Genomic DNA, 20,026 nt, shown 5'->3' on the forward strand with positions numbered 1-20,026 from the left:
CCTATTATCTCTCATACTTGCTCAGATTTAACTTTATTATCCCCCCAGGGGTGTTCTGGAACATGAGTGAATTTTTAATCGGCGGGATTCTGGTTAAACTTTTTATCTATCTGGTCTCTGGCATGTACAATACCCTGTGGCGCTACGCCAGCATCGAAGAGATGCTGCAAATTGTCGTTGTCGCCTTTGTTTCTAATGCCTTAACCGATATCGGCTTTAGAATAATCGGTGCCAGCCTACCGGCATCGGTACTGGTACTTAATCTGATGTTTGACCTGATCTTTGTCGGGATGATCCGGGTGACCTATCGCCTGGCTCGGCGAATCAAATTGAAACAAGCCAGCGCCGACTGCAAAAGTGAAGAACGGGTGCTGATTTTCGGAGCCGGTCAAGCCGGCATTGCGATGGTTAAGGATCTGATGATCAACTCAAAAACCAGGCGCTATCAGATTGTCGGTTTTTTAGATGATGATCCCCATAAAGAACATAAGAAAGTCAAGGGCATCCCGATTTTGGGAAACCGCTATGCGTTTAGAGAAATCGCCACAGCCTACGATGTCACACTGATTATTATCGCCTGTCCGGCGGTGCACAGCAAAACCATTAAAGCGGTGGCCGAACTGGCCAATGAAACCCAGGTGCCGGTTAAAATCTTACCCAGCTTCGATGAGATTCTTAATTATAACGTCAGCGTCAGTCGCCTGCGTGATCTGCAGATTGAAGATCTGCTTAACCGCGATGAGGTGCAGCTGAATAAAGAACAGATCTCAAGCTTTATCTGCGGCAAACGGGTGATGATTACCGGCGGCGGTGGCTCGATCGGTTCGGAACTCTGTCGCCAGATTATCCGTTATTGTCCCAAGCAAATGATCATTGTCGATATTTATGAAAACTCCCTTTACCATCTGGAACTGGAACTGGAAAATTTTCTGGCGAAAGGCACCTGTAGCGGCACCAGCATTGATCTGGAAATCGCCTCGATCCGCGATAAAAAACGGATTGACGATGTCTTTGACAGCTATCGACCGCAGGTGGTCTTCCACGCCGCAGCGCATAAGCATGTGCCGCTGATGGAAAAAACCCCAAAAGAAGCGGTCAAAAACAATGTCTTTGGCACCAAAAATCTTTTGGATGCGGCGGTCAAATACCAGGTTGAGAAATTCGTCCAGATCTCCACCGATAAGGCCGTTAAACCAACTAATGTGATGGGGGCAACCAAACGGATTTGTGAAATGCTGATCCAAACCTATAATAAAACCAATCAAACTGAATTTGCCGCCGTTCGCTTTGGTAATGTGCTGGGCAGCAACGGCAGCGTGATTCCGGTTTTCAAAGATCAGATCGCCGCCGGGGGTCCGGTAACCGTTACCCATAAAGACATCACCCGCTTTTTTATGACCATTCCCGAAGCCACCCAGCTGGTGCTGGAGGCCGGTAGTATCGCCAAAGGCGGCGAGATCTTTGTGCTGAATATGGGTGAACCAGTCAAAATTATTGATCTGGCCGAAAAGATGATTCGGCTGTCCGGTCTGGAGCCCTATCTTGATATCCCAATTGTTTTTTCCGGGCTGCGTCCCGGTGAAAAGCTTTACGAAGAATTATCCTATAATGTCAAGAGTTTTGATTCCACCAAGCATGATGATATCTTTGTGGAAAACATCTGGCCCTTTGATAAAAAGTGGATTGATGAAGAATTGCGGCGGCTCAAATATTGTGCCGAAACCGGCAGCGATGAAGACGTGATCCAGCAGCTTAAATCCCTGGTGCCGGATTACTTGCCAAACCGAAATAATCCGGTTACAATAGAAATGGCAAGAGAAAACGAAATAGAAAACGTCAAAGAAGGGATTCATGATGATCGATATACACGCACACTTATTGCCGGGAGTGGATGATGGGGCGGACACCCTATCAGAAAGCCTGGCAATGATAAGACGCGCACAACAACAGGGCATTCAGGGGATTATCCTGACGCCCCACTTTTATCCCGATAATGATATGGCATCCAGCATTGACAAAAATAAAATTATTCTACAAGAATTAAAGCAGGCTGTCCGGGCAGCGGGTCTGGAGATCTTTCTGTTTTTAGGCAATGAGGTCTTCTATTCTCAGGATACCCTGGAGCAACTGGAAAAAGGCTATTACACCACCCTGAACAACAGCCGTTATCTGCTGGTGGAAACCATGCGCCATTCACTGGACTGCTACAGCTTTACGGTTTTTCTCAATCAGTTACGGCTCCGGGGATATATTCCCATTCTGGCGCATCCGGAACGCTACGAGTTTATCCAGAATGATCCCAATATTCTGGTGCGGTTGATCCAGGATGGCAACCTGGCCCAGCTTAATCTGCTCAGCTTGATTGGCCATTACGGCAGCGATGCCCAGGCCACCGCCGAAATTCTGCTGACTCACAACATGGTTCACTTTCTGGCCAGTGATGCCCATGCCATCAAAGCTTATGAGCGCTTTGGTGCGGCTCTGGATGAAGCCAGGAAACTGGTGGGCGAAAAACGGGTCGCTAAATTGCTGGAAGAAAACCCCAAACGGGTGCTGGTCAATGAAAAAATTGAAACGATGGAACCCTGCTATTACGAAGAAGTCCCGCAGCGAAAAAAGAGTCTGTTGGGGATCTGGAAAAAGCAAGTGCAGATCGGGTAAGTTTTGTTTAAATGATATGAGGAGTAACAATTATGGTTTATGCGACAATTAAACGAAGTGTGGATATCATTCTTTCCTTGTTAGGGCTGATCCTTTTAAGCCCGCTGTTTTTGATTCTGATCCTTGCCATCAAGCTGGATTCTCAGGGTCCGGTGCTGTTTAAACAAAAACGGGTCGGTATCCATAAAAGCCATTTTTATATTTTGAAATTCCGCACTATGCTGGCCGACACCCCCAAGGATGTGGCCACCCATCTACTGGCTAATCCCGATCAGTATATTACCCGAATGGGCAAATTTCTGCGAAAAACTAGCCTGGACGAGCTACCCCAGATTATTAATATTTTAAAAGGTGAAATGAGCATTGTCGGGCCGCGGCCAGCGCTGTGGAATCAGTATGATTTAATTGCCGAGCGGGATAAGTATGGGGCGAATGATGTGCCGGTGGGTTTAACTGGTTGGGCGCAAATTAATGGGCGGGATGAGTTGCCGATTGAAGTGAAGGCGAGACTGGATGGAGAGTATGTGGAGCGCCGAAGTCTTCTGCTGGATGTCCGATGTTTCTTTTGTACAATAGGGTGTGTTTTTTCTAAGGATGGGGTTGTGGAAGGTGGAACGGGCTCTTTAAATAGGAATGAAAAATCTGAAGTACGGGATGTTACCATTTAATCAACTGAATTTTACTCAGAACTAGTGCCGATGTTGAATCGGCACTAGTTCTGAGTAAAATAGCTATTTATCGATAAAATAGGAAGTAGTAGTGATCAATGGAGATATCAGAATGATTTTAGACCATAGAATTTTGAGGTAACTTTGATAAAATGAAGAAAATACTAATCACCGGTAAAAATAGTTACATCGGCACTTCCCTGGAAAGCTGGTTAATGAAAGAACCAGATAAATATCAAGTTGATACAATTGATATGAAGGACGGGTCATGGAAAGAGCAGGACTTTTCTGGTTATGATGTGGTTTTTCATGTTGCCGGGATTGCGCATGTCTCGTCTGATCCTAAGATGGAAGCGCTTTATTACCAAGTGAATAGAGATCTGACAATCCATACTGCAGAAAAAGCCCGGGCTGAAGGGGTAAAACAATTCATTTTTATGAGCAGCATTATTGTGTATGGTGACAGCAATAGAAAAAAGCGAGTGATCGATAAGGACACGGTACCTATGCCGTGTAACTTTTATGGCAACAGTAAACTTCAGGCAGAAGAAGGTATCAGAACGCTAGCAACGGATCGTTTCAAGATTGTAATACTCAGGCCGCCAATGATCTATGGTAAAGGATCAAAAGGAAATTATCCCCGACTGGCAAGTCTGGCAAAGAAAACACCAATTTTTCCTGATTTTGAAAATGAGCGCAGTATGCTCCATATTGATAATCTTTGTGAGTTTATTAAGGTAATCGTTGATCATCAAGATGCCGGTGTGTTCTTCCCACAGAACAAAGAGTACGTTAAGACCAGTCATCTCGTTAAAACGATCGCAGAAGTTCATGGAAAAAAAATCTGGATGACCAGGATGTTTTATCCGTTTTTGAAATTGGTGTTTGGAATTGAGATCGTTAATAAGGTTTTTGGAAATTTGGTTTATGAAAAGTCGTTAAGTCATTACGAGCTGGCGAATTACAGAATTAGAGATTTCAGGGAATCGATTGAGATGACTGAGAAATAATTCAGAAGGGTGGATAATAATTTGAAAAAACACATCTTAGTAATCGCACAGTATTTCTACCCTGAACAGTTTCGTATTAATGATATTTGCACTGAGTGGGTGAACAGGGGATACAAAGTAACAGTAGTCACCGGAATACCAAACTATCCGCAAGGTAAATATTACGATGGCTATGGACTTTTCAAAAAGCGAAAAGAAATCTATAATGGTATCAATATTTTAAGAATTCCACTGATCCCCAGAGGTAATAATGCAATGATGCTGGCGCTAAACTATTTATCTTTCGTAGTGTCAGGTTTTTTTTGGAAATGTTTCACAAAAATTAAGGCTGACTACGTTTTTATCTTTGAAGTATCGCCAATGACGCAAGCATTGCCGGGGGTATGGTACGCGAAGAAGCGGAAGATCCCCTGTTATCTGTATGTTCAGGACTTATGGCCGGAGAATGTCGAAATTGTTACCGGTATCAAGAACAAGCAAATCATTGGCGCCATTGGGAAAATGGTGGATTACATATATAAAAGATGTACCCATATCTTTACAACGTCAGAGAGTTTTGTCAATTCGATTCATAATAGAGGCGTCTCAATTGATAAAATTGAGTACTGGCCGCAATATGCCGAAGACTTTTATATCCCAATTGAAGAAATTAGTATTCCCGAAATAGTAAAAGGCGATACCTTTGAAATAATATTTGCGGGGAACATTGGTACGGCACAAGGTCTTGATATTCTTCCCGAGACAGCAAGAGTGATTAAAGAGAAGACAGATAAGAAGATAAGATTTAATATTGTTGGAGATGGCAGATATAAGAACGAATTGATGGGAATCGTGCAATCACAAGGGTTAACAGATATGTTTAATTTTATCCCGAAGCAGCCAGCCAATCGAATCCCAGAGTTTATGGCAGCCTGCGATGCGGCGTTACTTAGTTTAACAGACAGTCCCCTGTTTGCAATGACAATACCGGCCAAGCTGCAAACATATATGGCCTGTGGTATTCCCAGTATTGCATCAGCGGCAGGCGAAACAGAAACGATCATAATTGAATCGAATTGTGGTGTATGCAGCATACCAGGGAATGCCGAAGAATTGGCCAAGAAGGTTATTGAACTCGCAAGTAAAGATAAAGACGAACTCAAGCATTTAGGTAGAAATGCCCGTAAGTATTATGATGAGAATTTTGATAAACAAGGACTATTAGATAGAATGGATCATTACTTTGGAAATAGAGCGGTACTGGAGGAAAGCTAATTGTTTAAAGATCAAATTTTATTAATCACCGGTGGAACAGGATCTTTTGGAAATGCAGTGATGAAAAGATTCTTAAATACTGAAATTAAAGAAATACGGATTTTCTCTCGTGATGAAAAAAAACAGGATGATATGAGAAAAATCTATAAAAGTGACAAACTCAGATTTTATATCGGTGATGTAAGAGATATTGCCAGTGTAAAGAATGCCATGCATGGGGTGGATTATATTTTTCATGCCGCTGCACTTAAGCAAGTACCCTCCTGTGAGTTTTTCCCATTAGAAGCTGTTAAAACGAATGTGTTAGGTACCGATAACGTATTGTCTGGTGCGATAGAAATGGGGATCAAAAAAGTGATATGCCTGTCAACAGATAAAGCAGCGTATCCAATTAATGCTATGGGTATCTCAAAAGCCATGATGGAGAAAGTTTTTGTTGCTAAAGCAAAAACAGTAAATCCAGATAGAACCCTAATTTGCGGTACCCGCTATGGTAATGTTATGGCATCAAGAGGTTCGGTTATTCCATTATTTATTCAACAGATTAAAAACGGCCAGCCATTAACAGTAACTGATCCTAATATGACACGTTTTTTAATGAGTCTTGAGGAAGCTGTTGAACTGGTTGTTTTTGCATTTCAAAATGCCGAAGCTGGCGATATCATGGTTCAGAAAGCACCTGCTTCAACCATTGCTGATCTTGCACAGGCAGTAAAAGAACTCTTCCATGCAGATAATGAGATCAAGATCATTGGCACCCGTCATGGTGAAAAACTATACGAGACCCTCCTTACCAAAGAAGAACATGTGGTGGCCAAGGATATGGGCGGTTTTTATAAAGTACCTGCTGATAAAAGAGATCTAAACTATGACAAATATTTTGTCGAAGGAGATCAAAAGCTTTCTTCAGAAGAAGAATACAACTCACATAATACGGTTAGACTTAATGTCGAACAGATTAAAGCTAGGTTACTACAGCTTGATTATGTCATCAATGAGCTGGAAGGTTGGAAGCGTTAATGAAAATTCTAGTCACCGGTGCGAACGGTTTTATCGGTAAAAACCTAATTGCAGAACTTCACAATCGAGGGTATCATGATATTTTTGAGTTCGACAGAGAAACCGAACCAGCTCTAATTAATAAATATTGTCGAGAGGCAGATTTTGTTTATCATCTCGCAGGAGTGAACCGCCCAAAAGATCAGGCGGAATTTATGGAAGGTAATTTCGGTTTTACATCAACTCTTTTAGACGCACTTAAGCAGCATAAAAACACTTGCCCGGTGATGATTTCATCTTCAATTCAAGCGGAATTAAAAAATCCTTACGGTGAGAGTAAGAAGGCAGGCGAAGATCTGCTGTTTGAGTATAGCAAGGAAACCGGAGCAAAGGTACTTGTTTATAGATTCCCCAATGTATTTGGTAAATGGTGTCAGCCAAATTATAACAGTGCCGTGGCAACCTTTTGTTATAATATTGCACATGGTCTACCGATCCAGGTAAATGATCCCAGTGCGATGATGAATCTGGTGTACATCGATGATGTGGTTGATGAGTTAATCAATGCACTAAATGGAAACGAGAATAAGGTTGAGGTCTTTTGCAAAGTGGCTATTGTTCATACGATTACCCTGGGTGAAATTGTAGACTTGATCGTTTCATTCAAAAACAGTCGAGAAGAACGGTCTATTCCGGATATGTCGAATGCGTTTACCAGGAAGCTTTACAGCACCTATTTAAGTTACTTGCCGAAAGATCAGTTTTCTTATCCATTAAGAATGAACACGGATAACCGGGGTAGTTTTACAGAGTTTATTCGTACTCCCGATCGCGGTCAAGTCTCGGTGAACATTTCAAAGCCCGGGATTACCAAAGGCAACCATTGGCATCATACTAAGAATGAAAAGTTTCTGGTTGTAAGCGGAACAGGTGTCATTCGCTTTAGGAAAGTAGATTCGCAGGAAGTATTAACCTATTTTGTCAGTAGTGACAAGATGGAAGTTGTGGATATCCCAACGGGCTATACCCATAATATTGAGAACCTGGGTATTACCGATATGGTGACCATTATGTGGGTCAATGAGGCGTTTGATCCCGAAAAACCAGATACTTACTTTTGGGAGGTATAGACAGATGAAAAAATTAAAAGTGATGACAGTTGTCGGGACAAGACCAGAGATAATCAGACTTTCGGCAGTGATCAATAAACTAAATGAATCAGAAGCAATCGAACATATTCTTGTCCATACCGGGCAGAATTATGATTATGAACTCAATGAAGTTTTTTTTAAGGATTTTAATTTAAAGAAACCGGACTATTTTCTAAATGCGGCCACTGGGACAGCTGTAGAGACGATTGGTAATATCTTAGTAAAGATAGATCCGATACTAGAAGCAGTCAAACCGGAGGCCTTTCTAGTACTGGGCGATACCAACAGTTGCCTTACAGCCATTGCTGCCAAGAGACGCCATATCCCCATTTTTCATATGGAAGCAGGTAATCGCTGTTTTGATCAGAGAGTCCCGGAAGAGACCAATCGAAAGATTGTGGATCATACAGCGGATATCAATTTAACTTATAGTGATATCGCAAGAGAGTATTTACTGCGAGAAGGCTTACCAGCGGATCGCATTATCAAAACAGGCAGTCCCATGTTTGAGGTGCTTAATTCCAGAAAAGAAGACATTGAAAAATCAGATGTTTTAGAAAGATTAGAGCTTGAAGAAGGAAAATACTTTGTGGTTTCTGCGCACAGAGAAGAAAATATTAATTCAGAAACGAATTTCCTGGATTTGGTTGATAGTTTGAATGCAATCGCCGAAAAATACCAAATACCTTTGATAATGAGTACCCACCCGAGAACCAGAAAGATGATTGAGGCTAAAGGAATTGAGTTTAATCCATTGTTAATATTGATGAAACCATTAGGATTTAATGATTATATTAAACTGCAAACAAAAGCGAAGGCAGTTCTTAGTGATAGTGGTACTATTAGCGAAGAATCTTCTATTCTTAGTTTTAAGGCACTGAATATTAGACAGGCTCACGAAAGACCGGAAGCGATGGAAGAGGCTTCGGTTATGATGGTTGGGCTTAAAAAAGAGCGGATTCTTCAGGGGTTGAAAATATTAGAAACTCAAGGTGAAGGTATATTAAGGTATGTTGAAGACTATAGCATGCCAAATGTATCGGAGAAAGTATTGAGAATAATACTATCTTATACTGATTATGTAAATCGGGTTGTGTGGAGTAAATAAAATGAAGGTATTACAGATAAATTCTGTATGTGGTTATGGAAGCACAGGAAGAATAGCTGTTGACTTATACAAAATTTTAGAGGAGCAAGGTCATGAATGTTTGATTGCTTATGGGAGAGGAACTGCACCTAAAGGAATAAATACTATAAAGATCGGAACTAACCTTGATAATAACATGCATGTTATAAAAACAAGGTTATTTGATAACCATGGATTTGCTTCTATAAAAGCTACAAAAGAATTTATAAAAAAGTCTAAAGAATACAATCCTGATATTATTCATTTGCATAATATCCATGGTTACTATATTAATATTGAATTGCTATTTAAGTATCTAAAAGAAGTTAACAAACCTGTTATATGGACACTTCATGATTGTTGGGCTTTTACAGGTCATTGTACATATTTTGATTATATTGATTGCGAAAAATGGAAAAAAGGATGCTATGAATGTCCTCAAAAGAAAGAGTATCCGAAAAGCCTTTTTAGGGAAGATTCAAAGAAAAACTATTCCAGTAAAAAAAGTATTTTTACTGGAATAGAAAATTTAACAATAGTAACACCTTCGAAATGGTTAGCGGGTTTAGTTAAAGATTCATTCTTAAATGTTTATGCGATTAAAGTTATTAATAATGGAATTGATTTAAAGATGTTTCAACCAACAAAAAGTAATTTTAGAAAAAAATACAATTTGATTAATAAATTCATAATTTTAGGTGTTGCAAATATTTGGGATAAACGTAAAGGATATGATTATTTTATTAAACTTTCAGAAAAATTGAAACATGATGAAATTATAGTGCTCGTAGGTTTATCTAAGAAGCAGAAATCAGATTTACCTTGTAATATTCTCGGAATCACTAGAACCAATAGTACAAAAGAACTAGCTGAGATTTATTCAAATTCAGATATTTTTGTCAATCCTACCTTAGAAGATAATTTTCCTACAACTAATCTTGAAGCATTAGCTTGTGGAAAATATGTAATAACATTTAATGCGGGTGGAAGCGGAGAAAGTATTGATGAAGAATGTGGAACGATAGTAGAGAAGGGAAACGTAAGTGAATTGTACGATGCTATATTAGAATTTAAAAATATTGGCGTTACAAAAAATAAATGTATTAATAGAGCTACATTATATGATAAAACTAGTAGGTTTGAAGAATATTTGAATTTGTACTTTAGTATAGAATAAAATTAAAATTTAGTAAAAGTTATTGGAGGATATTATGAAGATAATAAAATTTTGTTATGTTTATTTATTAACAAATATTTTGAAAATTCGAATTAAACCTAGAGTTATCCAAATGCCAATTACAAATAAATGTAATTCTAAATGCATAACTTGTAATGTGTGGAAAAACAATAGTAAAGTTGATGTCAGACCAGATGAACTTGAAATGGTTTTAAAAAGTTCGTATTTTAATAAAGTTACTGATGTCGGATTAAATGGCGGCGAACCGTCACTTCACTCTTCTCTTGATGAGGTTGTCAGTGCCGTAATTAGCTTAAAAAAATTAAAGAATATTTATCTTATTTCAAATGGGATTAATGCTGTTAAATTACTTCCTGGATTAGAGAATGCAAAATCTTTATGTGAAAAAAAAAGAGTAAGGCTTCATCTCACTATTTCTATTGATGGAGTAGATAATATACACGACGATATAAGAGGTATAACAGGTAGTTTTATAAAATCTATTGACACGATTAAGGTAATAAAAAAGTACCAAAGTAAATATTGTGATTCTTTAAGTATTGGAGTTACAATATCAAATGAGAACGTAAATTACTTAGCTGCTATTAAGGTTTATCTTGAAGACTTAGGAGTTGCAGCAAATTATCATATTGCGGTACCGAATAAACGAATAGATACCTTTTATGAATCCCCATATTCGATAATGAATGACAGGTATTTAATTATGCTGGCACGAGAATACTTTTATGGTATTTTTAAGTTTTCAACAAGTTTTAAAGAACGAATTAGTGGTTTTATGAATTATTATTATTTAATAAATAGAGAGCGTATTGCAACATGTGATTATTTGCGAAGTGATATTACGATTGATGAAAACTTAGATTTGTATTTATGTGCTACTGCTAGTGAAAAAATCGGTTCATTAAAGCAATTTTCACCATCATATTATATAAAGAATAAGTCATTCAATAAAGTGTTAAAAGAGACCGAGGTTAACTGCAAGGAATGTGATCATTACGTATTAAAACCAACTATTAGAGGTGCTTATCTGTACATTAAAGAATGTCTTAGTCCTATAATTTGGATACGATACATGATTAAGGCAAACCTAAAAATTTATTAAATATTTTAATAGGTAATTGCGAAACTAATTATAAAAACTGGCGTAAATAAGCCATTCCAAACCAACTTTGGATAAATAAAAGCTGATTTGGTGAGGGAATGTATAAATATACTATGTAAGAAATGGCTTATTCAAGTGAATTATTGAGTTTCGCAAACACCTAAAATATCTTAATTTTGAAAGGATATATATATGGTAATAACAATAATTGGTTGGTATGGGACTGAAACAGTCGGGGATAGAGCAATTTTAGCAGGTATTTTAAAAGCCCTTTTTTCGGTAACAGATGACATTGAATTAAATTTAGGTTCGATTTATCCGTTTTTTTCAGAACGAACAGTTTTTGAGGATTATGATTTTTTTAAACAAATAACTAATAAAAGTAAGATTGATATCAATATATTTGATTCAAGGAGTAACAGGGAACTGAACCGGATGATTGATAAATGTGACCTTTTAATTGTGAGTGGCGGTCCATTAATGGATATGCCAGCATTATACTTATTAGAATATGCTTTTAAACGAGCAAAAAAAAGGAAAAAGAAAACAGCATTGATTGGTTGCGGTTTAGGACCTTTAACACAAAAAATGTATATAAAGTCAACTCGAGAGATAATAAATAATTCTGATTGTAGTATATTTCGTGATGAAATGTCTTATAAGTGGTGTAAGGAAATAGGGGTAAAAAAGGATAAATTGATTTTACATGCTATATGTCCAGCTGCTATTGCAGCAAATTTTTATATTGAAAAAAACAAAGATAGACTGAAAAAAAACAGTAGAATTGCTTTCAATGCAAGAGAATTTGCATATGGAACAGGTCATTATAAAGGTGCATCTATTGAGAAGATGAACGATATCATCTTTAATATTTTATCAAATGTTGCTTCGAATGGTAATCCCATCCAGCTTGTACCGATGCATAATTTTGCAATTGGAATAGATGATAGAATACTGTTGAATAAACTTAGACTCAAACTATTAGCTATTAATCCAATAGTTGATATTCACGTCTTGAATGAACCTCTAAATTTAGAGCAAACAATGGAAAGTTTTGCTTCTGCTGAATATTGTATAGGAATGAGATTTCACTCCATATTATTTCAGACAATTTTAAATGGAAATAATTACATAATTGATTATACAGATCCTGAAAGAGGTAAAACAGGGGCATTTTTAGATCAAATAAATGGCGTTGAGTTTTACAAAGAAAGATATGTAAATTTACAAAGAAACGATAATCTTACATTTGAATTAAATCATGAAAAATTTTTAATTGATGATAATTTGATTTCAAAATATGAAGATATATATCTAACTAATTTAGGCAATTTAATGTTAAATTAGCCGACAAAGGAAAAATATGAATTCTAAAATGAATAATGTAATGATCGTCCTAAACTATAATGATTATTTTACTACAAAAACATATATAAATATGATTCAAAATTTTTCAATTATTGATAAAATTGTTATTGTGGATAATGATTCATCTGATGAATCATTTCACAGATTAATTCCATTCAAAAGTGACAAAATTGACGTAATAAAAACAGAGCACAATAAAGGGTATGCATATGGCAATAATTTTGGAGTGGCTTTTGCCGAGAAACATTATAAACCTCAAAATATTATCATTTCAAATCCAGACATTATTATTAAAGAAGAAAGTATTGTAAAAATTATTGATGTGCTGAATAGCAATGAAAATGTTGCGATTGCTACGGGTATTATACATGATAATTCAGGTAGCATTATTAGTAATTTTGCGTGGAAAGTACCTACGTATTATGATATGCTAATCAATTGTTTTTTTATTGCATATAAATTTCATAGAAAAATTCTTAAGAAAGGGATGTTTTATGATTACAAAATATTACAGCAGTCAGATTTTATAGAAGTAGAAGTTGTTTCAGGATGCTTTTTCATAATTAAGGACAATATATTCCAAAAAATTAATGGTTTTGACGAGGAAACATTTTTATTTAATGAAGAAAATATTATTGGTTTTAAGTTAAAAGAACAAAACTTAAAGGTGTGTTTAGTTAAAGATTCGACTATAATACATAATACAAGTACCTCGATTAATAAAAACATAAAAAGTATTGCAATAAAAGAAAATATTTTAAAGGAAAGCAGCAAAACTTATATTAGAAAATATTTAAAAGTAGGCGCAATTAAACTGTTGCTGTTTAAATTAGCTTTTAATCTTGGTAAATATGAAAAAAGATTAATTAAAATATTTTTATCATCAAAATATGGGAGTAAATAAAAAATGAAAACCCAAATAATTATTGCACATCCTTTTAAGCAACATTCATTTAAAACTGCAATGGCAATAAAAAAATCCGGTCATTCGTTTAAATATATTACAACTGTTTATGCAAAGAAGGGTTCCATTACTTACCTTATAAAAAAACTAATAAGGGGAGAGTATGTTAAAAAAATAAATACACACTACTGTAATGAATTATGTGATAAGGAAGTTATACAATTTTGTGAATTAAGAGGGATAATAGTATTAATCCTAAGACGAATAAATAAAAACAGTTATATTTATTATAAACAATATAATAAATTGTTAATTTCCTTTTCGAAAAAAGTTGCTGATTATGCAACGGAAAACAATGTTAAAGTTGTTATTATGTATGATACATTATCTCATCCTGCGTTTAAATTAATTAAAGAAAAAAAACCATGTATTAAAACAATAATTGACATGTCCGCTCCTTTTTTGCCATATATGTACGATATTTATATAAAAGATACTGAACAGAATATGGAACAAAGTATTCTATTAAAAGATGAGCTTAGCAATAATGGATACATTAATAATGTGAAAAATAGTTTTGAAGAAATAAAATGGGCAGATTATTTTATCTCAGCGTCAGAATTCACTAACAAATCATTAGAGTTTTATGGAGTTAGACAAGATAAAATCTTTCTATGTCGTTACGGAATTAATAGCAACTTTTTCAAGAGTGATTTAACTGCTGGAATAAAAAAAACAGATAAGGATAAATTAAGATGTTGCTATACTGGTAATATCAATCAAAAAAAAGGTATGTTAATATTAGCACGAGTTATAGAGTCAGTTGATATTAATAGATTTTCGTTTACGTTTATTGGTAGGTTTGATCCTAACAGTGATTTTTACAAAAAATATAAAAACACATGCAGATTTACGGGCTTTTTAAATCAAGACGAAATTATTAAGGAATATAAAAATTTAGATGTAATGATTTTCCCTTCATTAGCAGATGGATTTGGAAATTCAGTCCTTGAGGCCATGTCATGTGGTCTTACTGCAATTGTATCAAGTAACGCTGGAATTAGTGATATAATAATAGAGGGTTATAATGGATTTGTTGTTGATATTTATGATTATGAACAGATTGTTCAAAAATTGCTTATGTTAAAAGACAAGGAAAATTTATTAAAAGAATTAAAATTGAATGCTCAAAAGACAGCACTATCTAGTAAGTGGCAGGTATACAACAATAATATATGCAATATGCTTGAAAATCTAAAATAGTTTGGGGACTCATTCATTATTATATTGAATTGAAACGGGAGAATAACCTGACGAACACCTAACATAGACCTCGAAGTGTAATAGGGGATAATGTGCGCAAATAGTTGGGCACATTATCGTTGATTGCGACAACTTCAGAAGTTGACGCTTTTTTTATGGTAAAGTTAAGGAAGGGTGCTACCAATCAATCAACGCTCTTTTTTCTTCATTTGAGAGATTTGTGTATATTCCGACAGTGAGATCCCTCCTGCTTAGAGATCTCGGCTAACGTATTTTCTTCTCTGAGGATTTCCAGCACGATGGCTGCTTTCTCCTCTGGGATCCAGGTTCGTGAATATTTCGGCTGAAAAACCCCGTTGGAAAATTCGACCGAAATACTCAGGTTCGTCGTTTTCTACTCATGTGTATAGTTTATCTTATTTTCTGGATTTTGTGTCCAACTATTTGTGTACATTATAGAATATACTATAATTTTACTTAACCAGATCAACTTTATAAATTGACGCGACTATTCGTTGTTAATATTAGGAGAACAATATAATGATTATAAAAAAAGAAAAAATTCTTATTTTTTATGCTCTATCAGTACTTATATTGAGTATATTTTTAGTTGATAAAAATGTAATTGATAATTTGCTTTATGGAATGGATATGCAATTATTCTATGTCGCAGTTAGCATAAATAAAAGTACCATAGTTCTTTTCATTTCAGGAATAACATTTTTAGTAATAATGTTATTTAACAAAAAAATCAGCATTGATATTATTTTAATATTTCTTTTAATTAGACTAGTTATGAGTCTGATACCACTTATGTATTCTGTATCAGATCAATTTTGGGGGAGTTATATTACTCAAGTAATAGATTTGCTGGTGTATATGATCGCACGAAATACTCTTTTAAGTAAATGTGGTGAGGATAGATTATTGAGTCTTGTAAGAATAGCGGCTATTATAGTATGTATTCAAGTGGTATTAACTTTTTTAAGTATAATAGAGGTATTACCTTATTTAAACATTAGTTATAAAAGTCTAATGATAATTCCGTATGGTGGATCAAATTATATTTCTACCTTTTTAGTTCCGTTTTTATTTGCATATCAATTTAGTTCATACGATGGCAAAAAAAAAATTGATGTAATTATTATAAGTTTTATTATTTTAACCATTATTTTAACAAAGTCACGATTCGGTATACTTATGGTTATTATATATAGCATATTCATATTATTTACTTTGAATAAAAAGGTATTCAATAAGAATAATGAAAAATTTAAAGTTTTGTTACTATTTATGAATGTAATTTTTGTTTATTTTATTTTTATGTTCTTTTCTAAATATTCAAATAGTTTTTATGAAATAATGATTGGTTTCAGTAACACGGTTAATGATGGTGGTCTACTAAATAAATTATCGAGTGGTCGAATAAATATAATTACACAATATTTCGATAAAATTATGTCATCGCCTTTATGGGGTCATGGTCCAGCATACGAATTCGGAGAAAAAAGAGCGCATAACTTATTAATAGATATTTTCTATCAATCAGGAGTTATTGGGTTTGCATTTTTGATAATATCTTTTGTTTTCTGGATAAGGCTAGTGAAAAAAAACCTGAATGATAAGTTTATTGCTTTTTCATATTATTTTTGCATTATAATGATAATTAATTCTATGTTTGAAATCAGTATATTTACAGCTTTTAGTAGTGACTTTTTATTTTTTACATTTTTAGGTTTATCCACTGCTAAAGCAAGTTATTTAAATAAATTAAATCAATAACTAGGCTATTTTTGATCCTCTTATCCGCACCCCCCTTTCTGCAAAAATTGCTTGCAAAAAACACAGCTACTCAGTGAAGAACTTTGTTACCGAATGCCACCCGTACCGGGTACCGAGAAGATGGTGAACAGCGCCGGTTTCTATGCGATCAATACCTTCGAAGGGTATCGGTTTGATGAAATCACTCTGCCTTGGGATTTGACCCCGGAAAGCCTGAAATCCCTGGCATTTATCCACGGAAAGAAGAATCTCATCGTGTATGGCGGCGCCGGAACCGGTAAACCATGCTATCAACCGCTCTCGGCGTAGCCGCCTGTCGGCAGGGAATCCCGGTGAAATTCTTCCGGTCGGCGGCCCTAGTGAATAAACTGTCCGAAGCCAAAACGGCTGGCACCCTGACCGCTTTTCTGAAAAGACTGAATAAAGCAGAAGTGATTATCCTGGATGAATATGGTTATGTTCCATTGGATCGAACGGGAGCACAGCTCCTGTTCGAAATTTTATCCGACTGTTATGAACACCGGACCATCATTCTCAATACCAACCTGGAATTCTCCCGATGGGTCAATGTGCTTTATGATGAACAGATGACGGTTGCCATGCTGGATCGGCTGCTTCATCACTGCCACCTGCTCATGTTTCCGGGTCCCAGTAACCGGATGCGCGAATCCAGCATCAATGAATTGTATCGTGCAATCTCAGATAATCAATTAAAAAAAAAATAAAAACCTGCTCGCAATGCTTTGATTTTTAACGAAATCGCTTCGCATTTTAGCTTCCAAAACTATGGATTTTCCATAATGCAACATTCTGTATGCAACATTCTGTATTTTCAACTTTCACCTATCTGTAAAAAGTTCTTGCAAAAAACAGTCACTGTGTTCGGGATGGTGAGAGCTATCACTGAAAACAAACGCGATCAAGATAATTATTTATTTAAGGAGAATATAAATGAACAATGTAGTAATGAAAAAAATTTCAATCATGACTAAATTAGCTATTTTAAGAAAAAAGTGGAGAAAAAAAAACAGCCATAACAATACTTCAATGAAGAATATATTTTCGATTGATAAAGTATCAGTGGGTGTAAAGACATATGGTGGACTATGTGTTAAGACATATGATAACGATCATGAGAAATTAATTATTGGTTCATATTGTTCTATTGCAGGTGAAGTGAAGTTTTTATTGGGTGGGGAGCATTCGTATAAAGGTTTATCCACGTTCCCCTTTAAAAAATATGTATGTGGTATTGAAGAAAATACGATATCTAAAGGTTCAATTAAGGTAAATGATGACGTTTGGATAGGTGAAAATTGTTTAATTTTATCTGGTGTTACAATTGGACAAGGAGCGATAGTTGCCGCAGGATCGATTGTTGCAAAAGATATACCACCGTATGCTATATATGGAGGTAGTCGGATTATTAAATATAGATTTTCAGAGGATATAATTAAGCAATTAGAATATTTGGATTATTCAAAGTTAAACGATCAAAAAATAAAGGATAATATTGGTCTCTTGAGTACAGAATTATCAATTGAGCTGCTTCAAAATGAATTTTTTAAAAATATCGTGGGATGAATGGGGTTACTCTTTGAATAAAAAAGCACAATTGTTTTTAAAAGGGTTTTCATATTCGATGACAGCAAATGTGATATCTCTATTGATTTCAACATTGGTTATTTTAATAGTTCCAAAACTAATTGGTGTCGAAGATTATGGCTATTGGCAACTCTATTTGTTTTACGCATCATATGTTGGCTTTTTTCAGTTTGGCTGGAATGATGGAATCTACTTAAGATATGGTGGAAAGGAATATGATAGTTTAGATAAAAAAGTCTTTTTTTCACAGTTTTGGATGTTGACAATGTCACAATTAATAATTGCAGCAATAATATTCTTATTATCGATATACTTTATAGATGAAATAGAAAGACAATTTATATTAATAATGGTTGCCGTGAGTATTGTAATAATGGGCGTAAGAGCAATGCCAATATATATTTTACAAGCTACAAATAGAGTTAAACAATTTGCTATGATTATTATTTTAGAAAGAATATTGTATTTCTTCTTAGTAATTCTACTTCTTTTTATTGGTGTCAGAGAATATAAGTTAATGGTAGTAGCTGATATTATTGCAAAATTAATTTCTTTGTTTTATGCTATGTATATTTGTAGAGAAATTGTTTTTTGTAAGGTTTCCGCTTTCAATTTTAATTTCAAAGAAGCTATTGATAATATCACTGTTGGTGTTAAACTAATGTTTGCAAGTATTGCGAGTATGCTTATAATTGGTGTTGTCAGATTTGGAATTGAGCGTTCGTGGGACGTAGAAGTCTTCGGTAAATTATCACTTACATTAGTTTTGTCAAATGTCATGCTACTATTTATTAATACAGTAGGTATTATAATTTTTCCAATTCTTAGAAGAACAGACAAGGAAAAGTTATCAAGTATATATGTAACAATGAGAGACTTTTTAATGGTTATATTGTTAGGAGCATTGGTCTTTTATTACCCTATTAAAGATTTGATGTCAGTATGGCTACCCAAATATCAGGAAAGTATGATTTATATGGCACTAGTGTTTCCAATGTGCCTTTATGAAGGAAAGATGGCATTATTAATTAACACATATTTGAAAACTTTAAGAAAAGAAAAAATGATGCTTAAAATCAATATAATATCACTAGTTTTAAGCGTTTTGATCACCATATTCACTACTGTCGTATTTAAAAATCTAAATTTAGCGATAACATCAATTGTAATTATATTAGCTTTTAGATGCGTATTCTCTGAAGTATATTTATCAAGGATTTTAAAGATATCGGTTTGTAAAGATATTTTTCTTGAATTGACTATGTCTATGATTTTCATGTTAACTGGCTGGTTTATAAAATCTTTTGTAGGAATTTTTTTATATGTAATTTTTTATATAATTTATTTAGTTGCAAAGCGCAAAGATATTAAAAGTAGTATTAAAAATATAAAAATACTTATGAAAGCACACTCTCTTGTGTAAGTGCCTCAAAAGATGACGTATAGCAAGTTTGATCTAAACCTGATATACTGATGTCATCATTATTTGAGTAAGTTGTATATTCCGACCGGTGAAATCCATTTGCACGGTCATTTAGATCCAGCTTCACGGAGGGTGAGAGCCACCCTCACGGAAGCAGATCCAGTCGTAACTAATTGCTAATATTCAGAATCATTGTGGCCATGAGCAAGGCGATAGATATGATCGCACCACTCATCGGTTTCCATGGGATCCTGGTTATTATATAACAACTCAATATAGACCTGATAAGCGGGATGATCATTGTATCGCCTGCCCAGATCGGAGAGAATATCGCTTCTCAGATACTCATCATAAGGATATTTCAGATGGCGGCTCAGCTGTTTTAGGCATGGAAGTATGTCAAGAAACAGCTGTCTTGCACTGCCGAGAATAGCCAGAAATAATGCCAGTATCAACTGGCGTGGAGGTGAACAAAAAGCACCCCAATACGACGATATCCGACAAGATTGCCG

The 20,026-nt window shown here is 35.2% G+C and carries 17 protein-coding genes and 1 pseudogene; 17 read left to right on the forward strand and 1 reads right to left on the reverse strand.

What is annotated here, in order from left to right:
- Positions 1-62 precede the first annotated feature (62 nt).
- The 17 genes and pseudogenes from Q7J41_RS16095 to Q7J41_RS16180 all read left to right on the forward strand — a co-directional run bounded on the left by Q7J41_RS16095 (position 63) and on the right by Q7J41_RS16180 (position 19,514).
- A complete protein-coding gene (locus Q7J41_RS16095) occupies positions 63-1,895 on the forward strand; it encodes a nucleoside-diphosphate sugar epimerase/dehydratase (RefSeq protein ID WP_304889455.1) in 1,833 nt (610 codons plus the stop codon).
- Complete coding sequence (locus Q7J41_RS16100; RefSeq protein ID WP_304889456.1) at positions 1,852-2,661, forward strand: tyrosine-protein phosphatase; 810 nt, start codon at positions 1,852-1,854, stop codon at positions 2,659-2,661. Before Q7J41_RS16095 ends, Q7J41_RS16100 begins: the two co-directional genes overlap by 44 nt.
- A 32-nt stretch (positions 2,662-2,693) precedes the next feature.
- On the forward strand, positions 2,694-3,329 hold the full coding sequence (locus Q7J41_RS16105; protein ID WP_304889457.1) for a sugar transferase: 636 nt from the start codon (positions 2,694-2,696) through the stop codon (positions 3,327-3,329).
- A gap of 152 nt (positions 3,330-3,481) precedes the next feature.
- On the forward strand, positions 3,482-4,339 hold the full coding sequence (locus Q7J41_RS16110; RefSeq protein WP_304889458.1) for an NAD-dependent epimerase/dehydratase family protein: 858 nt from the start codon (positions 3,482-3,484) through the stop codon (positions 4,337-4,339).
- Positions 4,340-4,360: 21 nt separating this feature from the next.
- Entirely contained in the window at positions 4,361-5,593 is a 1,233-nt protein-coding gene (locus Q7J41_RS16115) for a glycosyltransferase family 4 protein (protein ID WP_304889459.1), read from the forward strand.
- The gene (locus Q7J41_RS16120; protein WP_304889460.1) at positions 5,594-6,613 is read left to right on the forward strand and encodes a polysaccharide biosynthesis protein; all 1,020 of its coding nucleotides are present in this window, start codon (positions 5,594-5,596) and stop codon (positions 6,611-6,613) included.
- On the forward strand, positions 6,613-7,722 hold the full coding sequence (locus Q7J41_RS16125) for a capsular polysaccharide biosynthesis protein CapF (RefSeq protein ID WP_304889461.1): 1,110 nt from the start codon (positions 6,613-6,615) through the stop codon (positions 7,720-7,722). The genes Q7J41_RS16120 and Q7J41_RS16125 overlap by 1 nt, the downstream gene beginning before the upstream one ends.
- A 4-nt stretch (positions 7,723-7,726) precedes the next feature.
- Complete coding sequence (gene wecB / locus Q7J41_RS16130; protein WP_304889462.1) at positions 7,727-8,851, forward strand: non-hydrolyzing UDP-N-acetylglucosamine 2-epimerase; 1,125 nt, start codon at positions 7,727-7,729, stop codon at positions 8,849-8,851.
- 1 nt (position 8,852) lies between these two features.
- Complete coding sequence (locus Q7J41_RS16135) at positions 8,853-10,046, forward strand: glycosyltransferase (RefSeq protein ID WP_304889463.1); 1,194 nt, start codon at positions 8,853-8,855, stop codon at positions 10,044-10,046.
- 34 nt (positions 10,047-10,080) lie between these two features.
- A complete protein-coding gene (locus Q7J41_RS16140) occupies positions 10,081-11,169 on the forward strand; it encodes a radical SAM protein (RefSeq protein WP_304889464.1) in 1,089 nt (362 codons plus the stop codon).
- A gap of 192 nt (positions 11,170-11,361) precedes the next feature.
- Positions 11,362-12,516, forward strand: a complete 1,155-nt coding sequence (locus Q7J41_RS16145; RefSeq protein ID WP_304889465.1) for a polysaccharide pyruvyl transferase family protein — start codon at positions 11,362-11,364, stop codon at positions 12,514-12,516.
- A gap of 16 nt (positions 12,517-12,532) precedes the next feature.
- The gene (locus Q7J41_RS16150; RefSeq protein ID WP_304889466.1) at positions 12,533-13,441 is read left to right on the forward strand and encodes a glycosyltransferase family 2 protein; all 909 of its coding nucleotides are present in this window, start codon (positions 12,533-12,535) and stop codon (positions 13,439-13,441) included.
- Between the two features lie 3 nt (positions 13,442-13,444).
- Positions 13,445-14,704, forward strand: a complete 1,260-nt coding sequence (locus Q7J41_RS16155) for a glycosyltransferase family 4 protein (RefSeq protein ID WP_304889467.1) — start codon at positions 13,445-13,447, stop codon at positions 14,702-14,704.
- A 540-nt stretch (positions 14,705-15,244) separates the two neighbouring features.
- The gene (locus tag Q7J41_RS16160) at positions 15,245-16,486 is read left to right on the forward strand and encodes an O-antigen ligase (protein ID WP_304889468.1); all 1,242 of its coding nucleotides are present in this window, start codon (positions 15,245-15,247) and stop codon (positions 16,484-16,486) included.
- Positions 16,487-16,549: 63 nt separating this feature from the next.
- Positions 16,550-17,211: pseudogene (locus Q7J41_RS16170) on the forward strand (ATP-binding protein); the annotation flags it as partial.
- Positions 17,212-17,437: 226 nt separating this feature from the next.
- A complete protein-coding gene (locus Q7J41_RS16175) occupies positions 17,438-18,070 on the forward strand; it encodes a CatB-related O-acetyltransferase (protein ID WP_304889471.1) in 633 nt (210 codons plus the stop codon).
- Between the two features lie 13 nt (positions 18,071-18,083).
- Positions 18,084-19,514: a lipopolysaccharide biosynthesis protein gene (locus Q7J41_RS16180; RefSeq protein WP_304889472.1), complete on the forward strand. Its 1,431-nt coding sequence runs from the start codon at positions 18,084-18,086 to the stop codon at positions 19,512-19,514.
- A 176-nt stretch (positions 19,515-19,690) separates the two neighbouring features.
- Here Q7J41_RS16180 and Q7J41_RS16185 read toward each other — a convergent pair.
- Positions 19,691-20,026 (reverse strand): hypothetical protein (locus Q7J41_RS16185; protein ID WP_304889473.1); only part of this gene is annotated, 336 nt, incomplete at its 5' end.

It is taken from the genome of Acetobacterium sp., assembly GCF_030652775.1.
GTDB lineage: Bacteria > Bacillota > Clostridia > Eubacteriales > Eubacteriaceae > Acetobacterium.